Below are 18,862 nucleotides of genomic sequence, written 5' to 3' on the forward strand. Positions count from 1 at the left end.
TTTTGAAAAGATACAGCTATTTAGTTAATTAAGCTTTTAATAGCTGACTCCAAATTTACTCTGGAGTCAGCTTAGAAGGCTAGCGGTTAAAAGCCAAAATCTCTAGTGTGAAACTACTATTAATCGAATTGCATCAAGTTGTAACTGCGTTTTTTCAATATACGTAGTTAGGTCGTTGCGTTGCTTATCGTAGAAGGTAATTTCTTCTTGGCGAATATTCGGGTTAATCTGCTTAAGGGCAACAAGTCGTTCTTGCTCTTCACTGAGTGACGTTTGCATTTTAACAAGCGACGCTGCACGAATAACTTCAAGTTTTTCTTGTGCCATATCTTTAGCGGTAGTAATCATAGGGTGAACAGCACTTTGCAATGCGCCCGCAAGTTTACTTGCTGTTTGGCGGCCAACGGCAGATAACTGCTGATTAAAGCCTTCAAATGCCACATTCTCACCTAAATTATTACCTGCTTTATCAAGCAATATACGAATTGGTGTAGGCGGTAAAAAGCGACCAACCTGTAATACTTTTGGTGCCATTGCTTCTGCAACAAAAATAAGCTCAACAAAAAAGGTACCAGGCGGTAACTTTTTGTTTTTAAGCAATGCAACCGATGCGCTACCAAAGTCGTCGTCACAAATCATATCCATGGTGCCTTGCACCATTGGGTGATCCCAACTAACAAAGTGCACGTCTTCTTGCGAAAGTGCCGTATCGCGATCAAAGGTAACGGTCATACCGTCTTCTTTAAGCGATGGGAATGATGGGTTTAACATATGCTCAGTTGGCTTTAAGATAATGGTATTTTCGCCTTTATCTTCTTGGCTTACGCCAAATGTGTCGAACACGTTGATCATGTAGCTTGGTAATTCAAACTGATTGTCGAGTTTTTCGATTTCAGCTACAAGTGAATCTGCAGCACCTTGACCCGATGAATGTAGCTCTAGTAAACGATCTCGTCCGCTTTCCATTTTTTTACGCAGTACTGCATTTTGCTGTGCTACTTGCTCAAGTAATGGATCGAGTTCGTCTTCATCGCAGTTATGCGCAGAAATATATTCAAGTAGATCATCACGGAACTCTTTATAAAGCATTTGTCCTGTTGACGAGGTAGATTCGAATGCGTCTAGACCTTCGTTGTACCAACGTAGCAATACTTCTTGAGCGGTGTTTTCAAAATATGGCACATGAATGTTCACATCTTGTGTTTGACCTATACGGTCTAATCGACCAATACGCTGCTCTAGTAAATCTGGGTTCAGTGGTAAATCAAACAGTACTAAGTGATGCGAGAACTGGAAATTACGACCTTCTGAGCCAATTTCTGAACACAGTAATATTTGTGCATTATCGTACTCGTCTGCAAAAAATGCAGCAGCGCGGTCACGCTCAATAATAGACATACCTTCGTGGAATACCGACGCTTTAATTGCTTCGCGCTCACGCAGTATTTGCTCAAGGCTGATAGCTGTTTCAGCTTTAGCACATATAAGTAGTACTTTTTCGCGCTTAAGCGTTTTAAGAGTGTCGATTAACCAATCTACACGTGGATCGAATAGACCCCAGCTTGCGCTTTCGCCTTCAAACTCTTGAAATATTTTTTCAGGAAAAAGAGCGCGGTGTGCACTTAGTTCAGGGTTTTGAATGCCGCCCATATTACCGAGAACCGACATAGCCGTTTTATACTGTTTTGGCAGTGCCATAGGGTAGGCGTGTAATTTACGACTTGGGTAGCCATCAATGCCGCTGCGGCTATTTCTGAATAATATACGACCTGTGCCGTGGCGATCGAGCAGCATGTTAAGTATTTCTTTACGTGCCGGTAAATCACCTTGCTGTGCTTTTTCAAGAATATCAGTAATATCGGTTTCTTTTAATAGCTCAATTAGTGTGGCTTTGGCTGTGTCGTCTAGCCCTTGCTCTTGCAGTAATTGATTTGCAGCTTCAGCAACGTCTTTATAATTTGCTTCTTCTTCTTTAAACACGTCGTAGTCGTAAAAACGATCAGGGTCGAGTAACTGCAAACGTGCAAAGTGGCTGCTGTGACCAAGTTGATCAGGCGTTGCGGTAAGTAAAATAAGGCCCGGAATATCTTGGCTAAGCTCTGCCATACGTTGATACTCTGAGCTTGGCTTGCCGTTATTTATACTTAGGTGATGGGCTTCATCTATAACTAGTAAATCCCAATCAGCAAGCGTTGCTTGTTCAAACCAGCGTTTTTTCTTGGTTAAAAATTCAAGACTGGTAAGTACTAGTTGCTCTGTATCAAACACGTTTGGAGAATCTGCAAACGCTTCGTCGCAGCGTTCTTCATCAAAAATAGAAAAGTGTAAGTTAAAGCGGCGTAGCATTTCTACTAACCATTGGTGCTGTAGATTTTCTGGTACAACAATAAGTACGCGGCTCGTACGACCACTAATAATTTGTTGGTGTAAAATCATGCCTGCTTCAATTGTTTTACCAAGGCCTACTTCATCTGATAAAAGTACGCGTGGTGCAAAACGTTTACCCACTTCTTGGGCAATATAAAGCTGGTGCGGAATAAGATTAGCACGTTGACCAATTAAGCCTTTAATAGGCGATTGTTCACGTTCAAATTTATGTAACCACGTTTGGTAGCGAAGTGTATAGCGATCAAAACGATCGACTTGGCCCGCAAATAAACGATCTTGTGGTTTATTAAACTTAATAAAATGATCTAAAAAGGTTTCTTTAAGCTTGGCAGTTTCGCCGTTATCAACACGGGTGCCGTGATAACACAGTAACTCGCCTTGTACTTCAATAGACTCTACTTCTAATTCCCATTCTTCAACGCTTTTGATCACATCGCCAGGATTAAATGCCACACGGGTAACAGGTGCTTCTGCCGAAGAATAAACACGGCTCTCACCACTGGCAGGAAATAATATGCTGACCTGACGGCCTTCAATGGCAACAACGGTGCCTAATCCTAAATCTGACTCTGTATCACTGATCCAACGCTGACCTAAGGAAAAATTCATGTATGTCTCGTCTATGATGAAAAAGGCGGCTATGTTACCTGTAAGCTAACACCACTGCAAGGCGCTATTTGGCTCACTTTTAATTAATTTTGTAAGTGTTAATTATTACTATTAAAACAACTTGTTTATGACTCTTTTTTAGGTAAATCAAAACTAATTACAGTTTGTAATAAAACGGACTTTTATGACAAATAGACTAAACTTACATTATGCCTTGGCAATTAAGTATTGCAGGTTTAAGTTTTGCCCGTTTTACTTAGTTATTTTGGTATAGCATAAAAATCATAAAACGTAAGGAAAGTGCTATGGAAAAAGCTTCGAACCTTGAAAGTAAAATGTATGTGCTAGATACCAACGTACTACTTCACGAACCCCTCGCTTATTTGTCTTTTCAAGAACATGACGTTGTAATTCCGATGACAGTGCTTGAAGAGCTTGACCACATAAAAGACAGAAAACACGACGTAAGTCGTGATGCGCGCGTCGCTATTCGTGGATTAGATGAAGTACTTAAAAATGCAACGCCTGAACAAATGCTACAAGGCGTGGCGCTGCCGAGTAACAAAAAGGCAAAAGCGAGTTCTGCGGGTACGCTTATTATTGTAAACGACCATTTATTTGCCGACTCCATTTCTGGTTTGCCGGGTAACGAAAACGACCATCGTATTATTAATTGCGCCGTGTATTTACAAAAGCAGCACAGTGATTCAAAAGTTATATTAGTAACAAAAGACATAAACATGCGTTTAAAGGCCAAAGGCGCAGGGCTTAAATATGTTGAGGATTACCGTACCGATCAACTTATTGACGATATCAGCTTACTCACTAGTGGTTATAAAAAAATTGAAGGTGATTTTTGGGACCATGTAGGGGAGTGTAATACTGAGCAACACGGACGAGATACGTTTCATCATGTGCCTAAAAACTTAATACCTGATGTATTTTGTAATGAATATTTACTTGATGGAGGGGATCAGTTTGCGGCGCGTGTTAAATCGTACGATGACGAGCACATAACGCTAAAAGATATTGGTGTTGAGCGTTTAATGCATCAACAAGCATGGGGCGTTAAGCCCAAAAATATTTATCAGGGAATGGCGCTTGATGCGCTGCTAGATACAAGTATTGAACTTGTTATTTTAACCGGCCCTGCGGGGTGTGGTAAAACCTTGTTAGCGCTTGCCAGCGCCCTTGAAATGGTCATCGAAAAAGGTATTTACGATAAAGTAATAGTTACCCGTAATACGCCAGAAATAGCAGAGTCCATTGGCTTTTTACCAGGCACCGAAGAGGAAAAAATGGCGCCATGGCTTGCAGCCATTACCGATACGCTGGAGGTATTGCACAAAGGCGACGAAAATCCGATATCAAGCCGAAACTACATTATGGAGAAGGCTAATGTTCAGTTTAAATCGGTTAACTTTATGCGTGGGCGTAGTATTCAAAATGCGGTGGTCATTTTAGATGAGAGCCAAAATTTAACGGCATCTCAACTTAAAACGATTATTACCCGCTGCGGCGAAGGTACTAAATTAATTTGTACGGGTAACTTGGCGCAAATTGATAGTAACTATTTAACGCCAGTAACATCGGGCTTAACGTACATAGTAGAGCGCTTTAAAAACTTTGAAGGCAGCGCAACTATAAACCTCAACGGTGTTGTACGTAGTCGCTTAGCGTCATTTGCAGAAGAAAATTTATAACTTGCGCTTAACAAATTGGCTCGATAGTCTATCGATTGATTTTCGAGCCAAATGGCAGGCAGTACATTGAATTTTTTACCTCTGAAGCATTATTATCGTTCATTATTTATTGCGCTTTTAGTGCCATTGATTGTCGCTTTTTTACTGTGCTTGCACTTATATAATATAAAGCTTGAGCGGGCGGTTGAAAAACGCGAAGCCGATTTTACGAATGTTTCAGCACAGGTTACTCACGGGATGGAGTCGGTGAGTAATCTACTCACCACCATGTTTAGCTTATACGAACAAACGACCTATCCAAAAATAAACCAAAGCTTACTCGAGGGCATAAATCAATATGATGGTTACTATTACCGTCACTTTAGTGAGCAAGGCACTGAAATTGTAGGTAAGGGGGAGTTTGCGTTATCTACTAAGGCATTAATGCAGTGGCAGCAGGCTATTACATTAGGGCCTTCGTTTAATACAACGCTTGCATTAATGCAGTCGTTGTCTGCTGTAGCATATGTTGATAATAATGGTTTTGCTTATGTAAGCAGGCGAAACAAAAGCCAAAGTTTAATGCTTACTGAAATTCTAAATGGAAAATTTAAGCCAAAATTTTCACCAAACAAACTTACTTCAAGTCCCATTGTTAAAGTGAATGATAAATCGTATTTTGCTATTGGCCGACAACGAAGCACTGGCTCAGCCGATTACATTATTTTGATTTATGATGTTCAGGCAATTTCTGGGTGGTTAAAAAAGGTTTCACCGAACAGTGGTGAATACGTTTTTATGAACCAATCACATCAAGTTATCGCCAGCTCTAAACAGTTAATAGAGCAAGCAACAGCATTAAAAAATTATTGGCCTGATTTGGCCCAGCACCATAGTAAAAAAACAGTCTTAACTAGTGATAGTAATTACTTTATGCAGCCAATGGATGAGTTACCTATTCACGCAGCATTTTACGAGCACAAACCCCAACTAATCAGCCCAATTAAGTATGAAATACTATTAGAGTTTGCATTTTTAACGCTATTTTTAAGTATTATGTTTGGCGTGTTTTTTTGGTTAAGTCAGCGCATTTTTATTAAGCCAATGACTCACTTAATGTCGTACCTAGAGAGTAACGGTACACAGCAAGAAGTGCAGCTCGATTATAAAGTACCGCTGAGCTGGCAGCCTTGGTTTTCTAAAGTGAAGCGTGTATTTACTAAAAACAAACAGTTAGTTGATTCATTACAAAGTGCAAATAAAGCTCTGGACGACCAGGTTCAGTTGCAATCAGAAAAACTAAGCCGCAGTTACGAAGCAAAAGAGCGCCACTTGGCTTTGCTCAACACTATGCTAAACAGTGTGCCAGATCTTATTTATTTTAAAAATATTGATGGATCATTCTTAGGATGCAATAAAGCATTTGAGGCGTACATCGGTAAAGATCAAACTGCATTAGTCGGTAAATATGTAGATGATTTAGGTGATAACGATCAACAAATAAATGCGCTTGAAAAACAAGTATTACAAAATAGAAACAGTGTTGAACAGCGAATAGAAACCGATAAAAAAACGTATCAACTTACTATTGCACCTTTTTATAACGAGCACCAACATCTGTTGGGGACTATGGGTATTGGTCGCGATATTACCGAACAGCAACAAGCATTATCGGCCTTAAAAGCATCAGAATCTAAATTTAGAAGTGCGATTGAATTTGCGGCTAACTGCGTGGTTTTACTCTCGCTTGAGCACACAATATTACAAGTAAATAAAGCGGCAAGAAAGCAGTTTTCTGAACAGCCAGTACTGGTTGGTGAGCAGTTAAAAGCATTGTTTGACGATACTCAATGGCAGCAAATAAAAAGCACTTTAGCGCAATTGCTAGATGACAAAAAACGCGTATACCACCTAACGCTTGCTCAAGGGCGCTTAACAAGTTGGTTGCAACTGAGTGTATCGCTTGTATGGGATGAAAACCGGGACCCAGCTTATTATGTTATTCACATTCAGGATGTGAGCGCATTAACTAAATCGAAACTAGATGCCGAACGAGCAACCCTTGCTAAAAGTCGCTTTATAGCCAATTTAAGTCATGAAATACGCACTCCTCTTAATGCTGTTTTAGGGCTGCTTGATATGCTTATTGAGCAAGGATTAACGCAAAAGCAATTACAACAAACGGATCAAGCTAAGCATGCAGCACAAAGCTTGTTGCTAATGCTCAATAGAATGCTTGATTTTGCACGCATAGAAAGTTCGCAAACCGATTTAAAACAAGCATCTTTTAGTATGGTTGAGCTGGTGGATATTTGTGAAAGTTTAACGGCTCCATTGTGCGAAGGAAAAGGTATTGAATTTGTTATTGATATTGACCCGTTAATAGCGCCTGATTTGATATGCGACAGTATTCGCTTACAGCAAATATTAGGTAATTTATTAACAAATGCTGTTAAGTTTACAAAAACAGGTTCTATCACTTTAAAAATGGAACTTATTGAAAGCGATAGCCTAGAGCAGCAACATATTTGCTTTAAAGTAATTGATACCGGTATGGGCATAGATGAAGCCGATCAGAGGCGTTTATTTGACGCCTTTACGCAAGGTGATGAGTCTTCAACACGTATACATCATGGTGTTGGGTTAGGTTTAGCGATTGTTAAACATGCGGTGTCATTAATGGGAGGGGAGATTGCTTTAAAGAGTAAAAAAGGTCATGGCTGTGAGTTTTACTTCAGCGTTAGTTTTTTGGTTGATACCACTAAAAATACGATGTTACCGACTAATACATTGGCTATTTTATCGGATCAAAGTAAAGAGCTTAAGCAAGTAACAAATGCTTATACAGAGCTTGCTAATATTAATTTAGATGAAGTACTCAAATACCCAATTAAGCTCTCTAATACTCAGCAAATAATAATCGATGCGGCCGATTTACCTGCACTTTTAAATGTTGAAGCAATTAATGATTCGTTATCAGCTAAAGAAACATCGGTAATTATTATTAATCATCAGCACACACTTAATTTACCAACAAGTGAGCATTTAGCTGCGCATCACGTTAAAGCCTCTGCATTGGGACAAAGGCTATTTAGCTTGAACTCTCAGCAACAGCCTAAAGCTAGTACCAATGCCGTAATATATAATACTGCTGAAACTAAAGTTGATATATCGGGTCTACTTGTATTAGCCATTGATGATAATCAACTTAATTTAGAAATAATTAGCAGTGTATTACGCCAAGCAAACGTAAGTGTTGTTACCGCTTTAAGCGCATCTATCGGCATGGAATTATTGCAAGTTTTAAAGCCTGACTTAATATTAATGGATGTGCAAATGCCGCAAATAGATGGCTGCCAAGCTACGGCTTTAATTCGTCAACAGTTTGACGCAAAGCAACTGCCTATTTTTGCTTTAACGGCTCATTGTGAACCCGCTGATATTGAACGTTCTTTAAAGTGCGGTATGAATAAGCATTTAACTAAACCAGTTGTTGCTAAGGTACTTATTGATGCAATTGCCGATTTAAACTTAGTTAAACCAAGCTTTTTTGAAAAATCATTCGCATTAACGCAGTTTAGTATGGATGAAAAGCTCCTCAATACAATGATTGGTAAATTTGCTAATTTATGCGAAACCCAGCTATTGCAAATAGAAGAAACAACCAATAAGGATGATTTGGTACGCTTAGTGCATAGTATAAAAGGTGTAGCAGGTAATTTAGGTTTTAGACGATTGTCTCACTGCGCTTTATTGTGTGAAAGAACACTTAAAACAACTAACAAGCCTGTTGAAATAACACTGAAAGAGCTTATTATGCAGTTAGAACAGGTAATTGTTTTTATAAAAGGGGTAGGGGCTAGGGATGTCGAAAAGAGCTAAAGTACTTATTGTAGATGATGATCCAATCAACAGATTAGTACTTGAAAAAACACTTAAAGTAGAACACGACGTATTCTTAGTTGAAAGTGGTGAAAAAGCACTGACCTTTGTAAAAACTGCGCAAGTTGATTTAATTATCCTTGATGTGATTATGCCAGGAATTGACGGCTATGAAGTGCTTGTGCAACTTAAAGAAAATCCGATAACTCAATCGATCCCCGTTATATTTATATCAGCTAATCGTAGCCATGATGACGAAGCTAAGGGCCTAGAGCTCGGTGCTATGGATTATATCACCAAGCCATTTAGCCCTTCTATTGTGCGTGTTAGGGTTCGTAACCAATTACTTATAAAGCAAAAAAATGATCTGCTAGAGATGCTAGCCTCAATCGACGGCTTAACTGAAATCCCAAATAGACGCTACCTAGACGAAAACTTAGCTCGTGAATGGCGCCGAAGTAAACGCAGTGGAACCCCGCTATCGGTGTTACTTATGGATATAGACCACTTTAAGCGTTACAACGATTGCTACGGACATCGTGCTGGCGATGAATGTTTAAAGGATGTTGCACAAGCACTCGCAGCTCAATGTGAACGTGGTAGTGACTTTATAGCTCGTTATGGTGGTGAAGAATTTGCAGCTGTATTACCTGGAATGAATAGGCATGAAGCTATGGAGTTTGCTAACAAATTACGCAATGCTGTAAATGCTTTGAATATAGAACATAAAGGCTCATTAAATGCAGACCACATCACTATTAGTATAGGTATCGCCACCACTCAAAGTGGTAAAGTGTATGCTGAGCAAGCGTTATTAGAAGAGGCCGATTTAGGCCTATATGCCGCTAAAGATGCAGGGCGAGATAGAATAGTTGCACTCTAAAAACTTAATATACAAAAACGCCAATATTCATATATTGGCGTTTTTGTATATTAAGTTTTTTATTGGTTACTGCGTGATCATACCTAAAGCGGTTTCACCAATGCCCACTAACTTATCATTTTTAAATACAAGTGGCGTACATTCATCTTTCGTTGTTTTAGAATCTGAATGCTTGCTATGAGTTACATAAAAAAGTACTTGGTATACATCGTCATCTTTTTTTAATAGCTCTGTGAAATTAGGCGTTTTTAATTGCGTTAAAACAGATTGATAACTGCTATCCATTTTTAGCTCTGATATAGCTTCACGATTATTTTTATGTTGTGCTTGCCAGCTTGATGAGTTTTTCCCTGCCCAATGAGTCTCAGCTTCACCATCTGATACGGCAATAACACAGCCTGTTAAAAATGGAGCGATTAAAGCGGCTGCTAAAAGTGATTTTTTCATTTTTATTTACCTTAATAAGATTTTTAATTGGTTATTAGCTGTATTAAAGCAAAGAGTAGACCATATTTATAAGTTGTTATTAATCAGTTTGTTAAGTGGGTTAAGCTGTTTTTATCTAATAAAATATTAAATGTATTAGTAAAAACAGCCATTTTTTAGCTTATTTGATTACTACAATAAAATCACTACACCAAGCGGTTGCGTGATTCGCCTTTTTTAAATGCAGCAATATTTAAACTTACTTCATTAATTAAACGCACAATAGATTCGGTGCTTGCCCATGCTATATGTGGAGTAAGTAAAAGGTTATTACCTTTGTAATTAGCAAGTGGGTTTGAAAGCTCAGCTGGTTCTTTAGTTAGTACATCAACACCGGCTCCAGCAATTAGGTTTTGCTCAAGCGCTGTAGCTAAGTCGGATTCGTTAATAATTCCACCACGTGCTGTATTAATAATTATAGCGCTTGGCTTCATCATTTTAAGCTCATTAAGTGCAATTAAATCACGTGTTTCATCTGTTAGCGGGCAGTGTACGCTGATTATATCGGCTGTTTTAATGACGTCTTCAAAAGGCGTACGACCGTCGCGACATTTAACACCTTTGCGCTCTGCAACAATAACATTTGCGCCAAATGCCTCAGCCACTTTAGCAACGCCTTTACCTAGCGTACCACCGCCTATAATGGCAAATGTTTTACCTTGTAAGTCGTTAAAGCTGTAATCGAGTATGCAAAACATTTCACTTTTTTGCCACGCGCCTTGCTGGCAATCCGCCTGATAGCGGTGTGTGTTACCCAGTAAGTTAGTAATTAAAGAAAACGTATGTTGAACAACAGAAGGTGTTGAATAGCCAGCTACATTAGTTACGGCAATACCAAATTCTTTAGCGGCTTCTAGATCAACATTATTAGTACCAGTTGCACTTACACAAATTAATTTAAGCTGTGTAAGTTTGCTAATAGTGTCGCGATTTAAAACGGCTTTATTAGTGATTAATACATCAGCACCTTGGCAATGTTCAATAACTTGCTCTGGGCTAGTAAGTTCATAAGTCGTTAATTTACCAAGTTGTTCAATACCAGTAAGAGACGTTTTAGCTAACGTTGCGTTATCAAGAATAGTAATGTTCATTATGAGCCCTAAAATAAGTGGATCTGAAAGAGTTAAAATCGTAAAAAGATGCCTACGATCCATCAAAAATCTAAAATACGAGCTTAAGGTACTACGAAAGAAAGGCTTTGTTAATGGTATTACTACCAAATGATTAGAGGGCTTTGTATTAGTGGTCTGCCCACTAGCAGATTGAGAACATGGTATTTTGCTAGACTGATCAGATTTTTGCACTTTTAAGCAAGCTCATGGTCATAGAAGGTAATTAAACTCGGCTTTAAAGCAAGTTGCTAAAAATAAAAATCGTTTTTTTGGTTATTTCGCATTTTAGATTGGCTGAGTTATAATCGGATATAGACATAAACGGTGCGCTTTGGCGTACCGTTTTTTAACACTGTAGATGTAGTAATGAGTGAATTAGAAGATAAATACGCAGATATACGCCCATACAACGACGACGAAGTTGCGGCGTCGCTTACACGTTTAATTAACGATGATGCGTTTATTGATGTAATAGCAAAGTATAATTTACCGCGCTTTTTATCGGCAGTGCCTTTTATTGCGCGTCCAATGGTAAGAAGTCAGTTACGCAAAAAATGGGGCAAAGTAAGCACCGTTGAAGATGTGCAAAATGAAGTGGCACAATACTTAGATAAACTAGTGAAACGCACCACATCAAAAGTTACCTTTTCTGGGTTAGAACAGTTAGATGCTAACCAGGCCTATTTATTTATTTCAAACCACAGAGACATAGTGCTTGATCCTGCATTAGTTAACTGGGGTTTATACCAACATAAAATGAAAACAGTGCGTATTGCTATTGGCGATAATTTATTGCAAATACCTTACATTACTGAGCTTATGCGTCTAAATAAAAGCTTTATAGTTAAGCGCTCTGCTAAAGCACCAAAAGAGATGTTAAAAGCACTGACTCAATTATCGTCATACATTTACGATTCTGTGGTCGGTGGAAATTCTATTTGGATTGCGCAAAAAGAAGGGCGTGCAAAAGACGGTTTTGATCAAACTGATCCTGCGCTTTTAAAGATGCTGCAATTAAATGGGCGTAAACAAAAGAAAGAGTTTGGCGATTATATTAAAGAGTTAAAAATAGTGCCTGTTTCTATTTCTTATCAATATGAGCCGTGTGCAATTGCTAAAGCCAAAGAGCTTTACCACAAGCAGCATCATGGTGAGTACGTTAAATCGGCTGGTGAAGATATTGCGAGCATTGTTGAAGGCTTTAGTACTGCTAAAGGGCACGTGCATTTAGCATTTGGGCAACCAATTGAATCTAAATGTGATAGTGCTGAAGAGCTTGCTAAAACAATTGATAGGCAAATTGTTGATTCGTTTTATTTACACCCAGGCAATTACATCGCTGGTGGTTGTAAAGATGCGGTAATAGACTCTCCTGATACAGCGACATTTGAACAACGTTTAGCCTGTGTACCTGAAGAGTTAAAACCATTAGTGCTAGCTATGTACGCTAAGCCATTTCACCGTAAAACAGAGATAAATACTAATAGCTGTGAACATTAATACTCACAGCTCAATGAAACTAAGCAGCAATTAAATTGCTGCTTTTTTTTTGCTCAAAAATAACGCTATACTAATACCTCCTCTTCAACTGGGCGGTACTTATGCATGCAACAAATTGAAATATTTGATATTCCAAGTCCTTGCAAGAGTATTTGCTTAGTTAATAACAGAGGGTATTGCAAAGGGTGTTATCGTAGTCGGGATGAACGCTTTTCGTGGAATACCTTAACAAACGACCAAAAAAAGAAGGTGCTTAGTTTGTGCCAGCAGCGCTACAAACGTTATCTTCAAAAAAAGCAGCAAAATGCAGTGCCAAGCACACAGGCGCAGCAGCAAGGGTTCGACTTTTAAAAGCTTAATCCATACTTGGCTCTTAGTGCGTACACAGTGCCATTGTTAGTTAAGTTAATTAATGACATTTTAAGCTTTTCTACCAAGTTTTCATTACGCTTATTTAAATAATGATAAAGCGGATAAGTATTCAGCACTTCTTTTACGAAGCAACCTTGAGGTGAAGGTAGCTCATTGTTTTGCATTATAAAATTAATCATTAAAGCTCCCTGTACTTTTTTCTGAGCAAGCAAATTAAGTTGGGTATTCATGCTTTTAACTTTAATAATATTCCCTGCAAACTGTGTGCTTGCTAAATAATGTTCTTGGACAGGGTAGCCATCAACAATTGCGACGCTATCGAGCTGTTCTAAACTGCTAGGTAAACAGTTTTTATATAATACTAAGTCAAACTTAAAGAGCTCATAATCGACCCTAATCAAGTTTTCGTAATTTTCTTCAACGCTTGCATCTCTTCCTAACTGCCCATCAAGTACGCCATTATTTGCAGCTAGCAAAGCATTTTGGTGATTAAAATCGATTATATGTATTTTAAAACCGATATCTGCGTATGCTAACTTTAATAACTCTAAGGCATAATCAGCTTGTGGTGTACTTTGCGGACGATTAAAAGTGAGGTTGTATTGATGACTAAAACAAGAGGCACTAAAAAATAAATTTACCAATAATAACAAGATACTAAAATGTCTATTCATTATCAGTTCCAATTACTACAGAAATAAATAAAATAAGACGCGTATAATAACAAGGAGATTACCTCTTGCCCAGTTTCGGGGTTAATCAAATAATTTTAAAAGCGAATGAGGAAGTATTGTGAGTTTTAATTTATGCCTATTGCCACGTGAAGAAAAATACCAAATTCAGTTAGATTATGAAGCGTCTTTTTGGGCGTATCAAATTAAGCGAAATAAAAAAACGAGAGAGCAAGTTTATAATACAATCCATAGCCGTCCAATGGCTGAACAAATGGTTTTGAAGCAAAAATTTGAGCAGTATTTAGCGCTAATGCTTAGCTAAGTGTTGATATAAAAATGTATATAGTTGAGTTGCTGGATGGGCTAAAAGTTCCACTCGTTAATAAATTTTATAAAAAACATAATGTAAGAGGGCGGGCTAATAAACAAGATAAGGTATGGGTTACTTACTATAATAATGAAATAGTTGCAGCATGTAGGTTGCAAGATAAAACAGAGTTCTTATTTTTATCTACCGTGTTTGTTGCGCTGGAACATCGCGGTAAAGGTGTTGCTAAACAGCTATTATCAACACTCTTAAAGTCGCAAGATAAGATGATTAATACCTTCGCATATAAAAACGTAGTTGATTTATATTGTGCTATTGGTTTTAACCAGGTGTTAACATATACTCTTGCTTTACAAGTACTTTTTGATACTTACAAACATCGAAATATAGTCGCTCTAGAGTACCCATAATAATAAATAATAATATGGAATAAGCATGAGTAAATGCGTTAATGGGATCATTGGTTGCTTTGTAGTTTTAATAACTATCCTAAGTTGCCAAGTAGGCGCACAAGTAAAACGTTTATCTCCAAGCGAAGGCTTATCGCAAAGCTACGTTAATACAATGCTTATCGACACTAATGGTTACCTTTGGCTTTCTACTGAGGCTGGGCTTAATCGTTATGATGGCTATCAAGTTATTCCAATAAACGGCCCTAATGGTGAATTAGAAGAAGCGATCATTGATCGTATTTACCAAGACCCTCAAGGGCACATTTGGATTGCCTCGTTACTTGCAGGCCTATTTAGGTACGACCCCGTAACAGATTCATATCAGCAATTCCTAGAAAAACCTACCAGTGAAGAAGAGATTATCAATCAGTCTGTGTTTAGTATGGTGGCCGTTGATAAAAAAACACTTTGGATTGGGCGAGGCCGCGATTTTGCAAAGCTTGATATCGCAACCGGAAAAATAACAACTATTTTTGAGCTGCCTGCTAAATATAAAAATACTCTTGTGAGAAAGCTGTTTGCTTACAATGGTTATATATTTATAGGTACAAGCCATGGCGCATACGTATTTGATATTGCCACAGAGCAAGTTAGACCCCTGCAGCATTTAAAAGGTGAAGCTGAGCATATTTACCAAAATAATGTTAAGTCTTTCGCATTAGGTGAAAATAAACAGTTGTTAGTAGGGGCGGTACAAGGCTTATACGAAGTTGATATTAGTAACTTATCAAAAATGTTTGAACGCCCAGATTTACCTTTTGAAAGCAAGGTAATACTAAGCGATTTAAATGTGTGGAGCATAGTAAACGAACACGGAACAATAGATTTAGCTACCGACAAAGGCTTGTTTAAATTTGATTTAAACACCGGGGAGATGATTAAAAACACTCGAATAGCCCAAAGTAAGTACACACTTGCCGATACCAGTATTATTGATATGGCTAAAGACAAATCGGGTGGTACGTGGGTTGCGACTAAAACCGACGGTGCGTTTTACTTATCTCATGACAGCTATCACTTTAATAATGTCGATGGCACTTTGCTCGGGGGGGATGGTTTATCGCATCACTCTATCTGGGGGATTACCGAATATAAAGACAAGCTTTGGCTTGCAACGCATAACGGTATTACCGAGGTTGATTTAAAAACAAATATTGGTAAAGCTTATTTAAAAGATTACAAAGTCGACTTACTCACCACTGAGTTTACCGTATATGAAATAACGCCTTATAAAAATAATTTATGGCTTTATACAAATCGTGGTTTGTTTATTTTTGACCCTGTAACGCATCAAGTTAGCGAACCTAAAGTACATAACCCTGCTAATCAGGAGTTAATTACCGGTAGGGTACATGGCGTTACATTAATGCCAAATGGCGATCTATACTTTGTGCACTCAGATCATGGGGTATTTATATACAATATAGATTCTCAAGTAATAACGCGTTTGGGTGGCCAGTTTGATCAATTTGAACCCTTTTTAGCTCATGGTTTTTTACCTGCGCTGAGCAATAAACCAGATTCACCATTATTTTTTAATGCCGGTATTTTATACCAAGTAAACCCAAGTGATTTAGCACTTAAAATGATTTATAAAGTGCCAAAACAGCATGAAAACGTAGCCATTAGTGTGCTTTCTTACTTAATTGATAACAACAATATATTGTGGATATCACTTTCTAATTTCGGCTTAATAGGCCTTGACGCATCTACCTATCAATTAGTTCATACAATCGATTTAGAGAGGAATAAATTAGGCACTCTACTATACGATATGGTGCTAGATGATGATGGCATGATCTGGATGAGTAGCCATAAAGGCATTTGGCGATTAAACCCAGAAACACTTCATTTTCAGCAATTTTCTACATCAGAAGGGCTACTCTCTGCTGAGTTTAATAGTAACGCAATGGCACAGCTTAAAGATGGCCATATTGCGTATGGTAGCTTAAAAGGTTTTACTTATTTTCATCCAATGGAAAACCAAAACTATCAGTCGCTTATTGATCACGTAAATATTACGCGAGTTGATTTAATGTCACGAGATTTATCGCTTGATTTAAAACAACCGCTCAACGAGGTTGTGTTAAACCATGATGATATAGGGCTTGAAGTTGCATTTTCGGCCATGGCATTTAGTAATCAAGAACGCATCATTTATGAGTATCAACTCGATAACGGACAAAAAAGTTATACCCGAAATAACAACCGTGTATTGTTTCCAAAATTGAATCCAGGTAATTATCAATTAAAAGTTTGGGCTAAAGACCCCCTGACTGGCGAATATACCTCGCCTGCTATTTTAAAAATAAAAGTAAAGTATCCGCTTTGGCGTGCACCTTATTTTATGGTGCTTTACGGCATGCTGTTTATTGGCTTTGTTGCTATGTGGGTTATGCGCCGTAATAAAATTCAGCGTATTTTATTGGCAGCAAATAAAGAAAGTAAAGAAAGCGAAGCCCGTCTAAAGCTAGCGCTTGAAGGCAGCGAATCGGGTGTTTGGGATTGGGAATCAAGCAATCCAAGTATTTACCAACCTCGCTTAGCGAGTGAATTAGGCTACGAAAATGAAACCGTGAGCCTTGATGAATATTTATCTAAAATTCATCCGCAAGATAAACAGCTATTTCGCTTAGAGTGGCTTGAGTTTTTATCTACCGATAAAGGTTACTTTAATTGTACCTACCGCCTGCGCCATGCAAAAGGCTATTGGCGCTGGTATAAGGATTTTGGAAAAGTCGTTGAATGGGATGATAAAACGCCACAAAAAGTAGCGGGTACCTACACAAATATGACCCGTGAGATGGTGTTTGAAGAACACGCTTTACTATTTACGGCAGCATTTGAGCAAACACGTGATTGGGTGTTTATCCTCGATAAAAATTTAAATATTCGGGCTTCTAATAAATCACTGCAAACCGCCTTTAACTTCTCCGCTGAGTCGTTATCTAGTCGAGCATTAAATTTAGGTATATCGCGCAGCAATCGTTTTGATTATTTACGCATAATGCAAAAGCTATCCATTGGAGAGCACTTTTCGTGTGAAGACAGTGTAGTTTTAGCAAGTGGTGAGCCACGCCATGTACTTGTGAAAATAAGTGCAGTGGCCGATAACGAACAGCGCCTTAATAGCTATGTCATTATTTTAACCGATATAAATGCACAAAAATCAGCCGAAAACGAGCTGCACTTATTGGCCAACTACGATGCCTTAACAGGGTTGCCAAATCGTACGTTATTTAATGACCGCGTTGAACACGCCCTTGAGCAAGCAAAATTTCACGAATGTAAAGTCGCTTTATTACATATAAATATTAAGCGTTTTAAATACTTTAATGACTCTTTGGGGCATGCAGTTGCTGATGAGCTAATTAAAGAAGTTGCTGAGCGTTTAAAATGCTCCTTGCGTCCATCTGATAGTGTTGCTCGATTTGGTGGCGATGAATTTGTAGTACTGGTGGAAGATATTCAGCAAATCGAACAAGTACTCATTATATGCACTAAGTTGATGGATTGTGTGAATCAAAATATTACGATTAATGGCCAAGTTGTAAACGTTAATTTAAGTATTGGTGTGTCTATATCACCAGATGATGCACAGCAAGGCTCTGCGCTTTTAAAAGCTGCGAGCATAGCGTTATATCATGCAAAAGACTCTTTAGAGGGGCGTTATCAGTTTTATAAGCAAGAGATGAATCAGCATGTTCAAAGAGCGCTGCATCTTGAGTCTCAGCTAACTAAAGCGTATCAAGAAGAAGAATTTTGTAATTACTACCAGCCTATCATTAACGCTGAAAGTCAAAAAACAGAAGGCTTTGAAGTACTGCTGCGTTGGCCTGAAAATAAGCTTGTGCAAACTCAAGAGTTTTCGGTGGCAGCAGAAGGTATAGGCCTAATTACAAAAATTATGCTGCAGACTTTTGCGCGCGCTTTATTAGAGCTAAAAGAGTGGCGAAAAGCCTCACCTAGCCTGTATTTATCTATTAATTTATCGGCTCTTGATTTTGAGTTTAAAGATCTTGTTCCTGAAATTAAAAAAGCGTTAAGTAATTCAGGAGTGTCGTCTGAGGCAATTGTTTTTGAAATAACCGAATCAATATTAATGCGTGATTCAAAAGAAGCGCTACACAGCATGGAACAACTTAAAAAGTTGGGCTGTAGATTGTACATGGATGATTTTGGTACGGGTTACGCATCGCTTACTTATTTAAAGCGTTTTCCTATTGATGTATTAAAAATAGATAGAAGCTTTGTACAAGACATAGGCATAGATTCTGACGATGAAGCTATTATTCAATCAATACTCGCGCTTGCAGATAGTTTAGGTAAAGAATGTGTAGCTGAAGGCGTAGAAAGCTCGCACCAACTCGCCTTTTTAAAGGCGCGAGGATGCATGCATTTTCAAGGGTACTTATTTAGTAAACCGGTACCTAATACCGAAGTGCTACCGCTTATTAATCGCAATTGGAGTGATATATTTAATTAATAATAGCA

The 18,862-nt window shown here is 38.3% G+C and carries 12 protein-coding genes; 8 read left to right on the plus strand and 4 right to left on the minus strand.

Going from position 1 to position 18,862, the window contains the following annotated elements:
• Positions 1–102 precede the first annotated feature (102 nt).
• Positions 103–2,997: an RNA polymerase-associated protein RapA gene (gene rapA / locus QL995_RS10215; RefSeq protein WP_290294108.1), complete on the minus strand. Its 2,895-nt coding sequence runs from the start codon at positions 2,995–2,997 to the stop codon at positions 103–105.
• Between the two features lie 305 nt (positions 2,998–3,302).
• Between rapA and QL995_RS10220 the strand changes: the two genes are divergently transcribed.
• Genes QL995_RS10220 through QL995_RS10230 form a run of 3 tightly spaced genes read left to right on the plus strand, consistent with a single transcriptional unit; the run spans position 3,303 to position 9,444 of the window.
• Positions 3,303–4,700, plus strand: coding sequence for a PhoH family protein (locus QL995_RS10220; RefSeq protein ID WP_004335475.1), 1,398 nt, complete (start codon positions 3,303–3,305; stop codon positions 4,698–4,700).
• A 51-nt stretch (positions 4,701–4,751) separates the two neighbouring features.
• Positions 4,752–8,561 (plus strand): ATP-binding protein, encoded by a 3,810-nt coding sequence (locus QL995_RS10225; RefSeq protein ID WP_290294109.1) that lies wholly within the window; start codon positions 4,752–4,754, stop codon positions 8,559–8,561.
• Positions 8,545–9,444 carry a diguanylate cyclase gene (locus QL995_RS10230; protein WP_007581985.1) on the plus strand — a complete coding sequence of 300 codons (900 nt, stop codon included), beginning with the start codon at positions 8,545–8,547 and terminating at the stop codon, positions 9,442–9,444. The genes QL995_RS10225 and QL995_RS10230 overlap by 17 nt, the downstream gene beginning before the upstream one ends.
• 66 nt (positions 9,445–9,510) lie before the next feature.
• Here the strand turns inward: QL995_RS10230 and QL995_RS10235 are convergent, their stop codons facing one another.
• On the minus strand, positions 9,511–9,891 hold the full coding sequence (locus tag QL995_RS10235; RefSeq protein WP_024590666.1) for a DUF3192 domain-containing protein: 381 nt from the start codon (positions 9,889–9,891) through the stop codon (positions 9,511–9,513).
• Between the two features lie 185 nt (positions 9,892–10,076).
• Positions 10,077–11,021 carry a D-2-hydroxyacid dehydrogenase gene (locus QL995_RS10240; RefSeq protein ID WP_282114853.1) on the minus strand — a complete coding sequence of 315 codons (945 nt, stop codon included), beginning with the start codon at positions 11,019–11,021 and terminating at the stop codon, positions 10,077–10,079.
• Positions 11,022–11,408: 387 nt separating this feature from the next.
• Between QL995_RS10240 and QL995_RS10245 the strand changes: the two genes are divergently transcribed.
• Together QL995_RS10245 and QL995_RS10250 are read left to right on the plus strand one after the other, a co-directional pair.
• Positions 11,409–12,542, plus strand: coding sequence for a 1-acyl-sn-glycerol-3-phosphate acyltransferase (locus QL995_RS10245; RefSeq protein WP_024590668.1), 1,134 nt, complete (start codon positions 11,409–11,411; stop codon positions 12,540–12,542).
• Positions 12,543–12,647: 105 nt separating this feature from the next.
• Positions 12,648–12,893, plus strand: coding sequence for a DUF1289 domain-containing protein (locus tag QL995_RS10250; protein ID WP_007586940.1), 246 nt, complete (start codon positions 12,648–12,650; stop codon positions 12,891–12,893).
• Here QL995_RS10250 and QL995_RS10255 read toward each other — a convergent pair.
• Positions 12,890–13,588 (minus strand): transporter substrate-binding domain-containing protein, encoded by a 699-nt coding sequence (locus tag QL995_RS10255; protein ID WP_282114854.1) that lies wholly within the window; start codon positions 13,586–13,588, stop codon positions 12,890–12,892. The two genes, QL995_RS10250 and QL995_RS10255, sit on opposite strands and share 4 nt — an antisense overlap.
• A 118-nt stretch (positions 13,589–13,706) precedes the next feature.
• Between QL995_RS10255 and QL995_RS10260 the strand changes: the two genes are divergently transcribed.
• From QL995_RS10260 to QL995_RS10270, 3 genes are read left to right on the plus strand one after another with little or no spacing between them, the layout of a single operon-like run.
• Entirely contained in the window at positions 13,707–13,910 is a 204-nt protein-coding gene (locus QL995_RS10260; protein ID WP_002962585.1) for a DUF3283 family protein, read from the plus strand.
• Between the two features lie 14 nt (positions 13,911–13,924).
• Entirely contained in the window at positions 13,925–14,326 is a 402-nt protein-coding gene (locus tag QL995_RS10265) for a GNAT family N-acetyltransferase (protein ID WP_010553303.1), read from the plus strand.
• Between the two features lie 25 nt (positions 14,327–14,351).
• Entirely contained in the window at positions 14,352–18,854 is a 4,503-nt protein-coding gene (locus QL995_RS10270; protein ID WP_290294110.1) for an EAL domain-containing protein, read from the plus strand.
• Positions 18,855–18,862 lie beyond the last annotated feature (8 nt).

Origin of the sequence: Pseudoalteromonas sp. APC 3358 (genome assembly GCF_030408075.1) — a bacterium.
Classification (GTDB): Bacteria; Pseudomonadota; Gammaproteobacteria; order Enterobacterales; family Alteromonadaceae; genus Pseudoalteromonas; species Pseudoalteromonas arctica.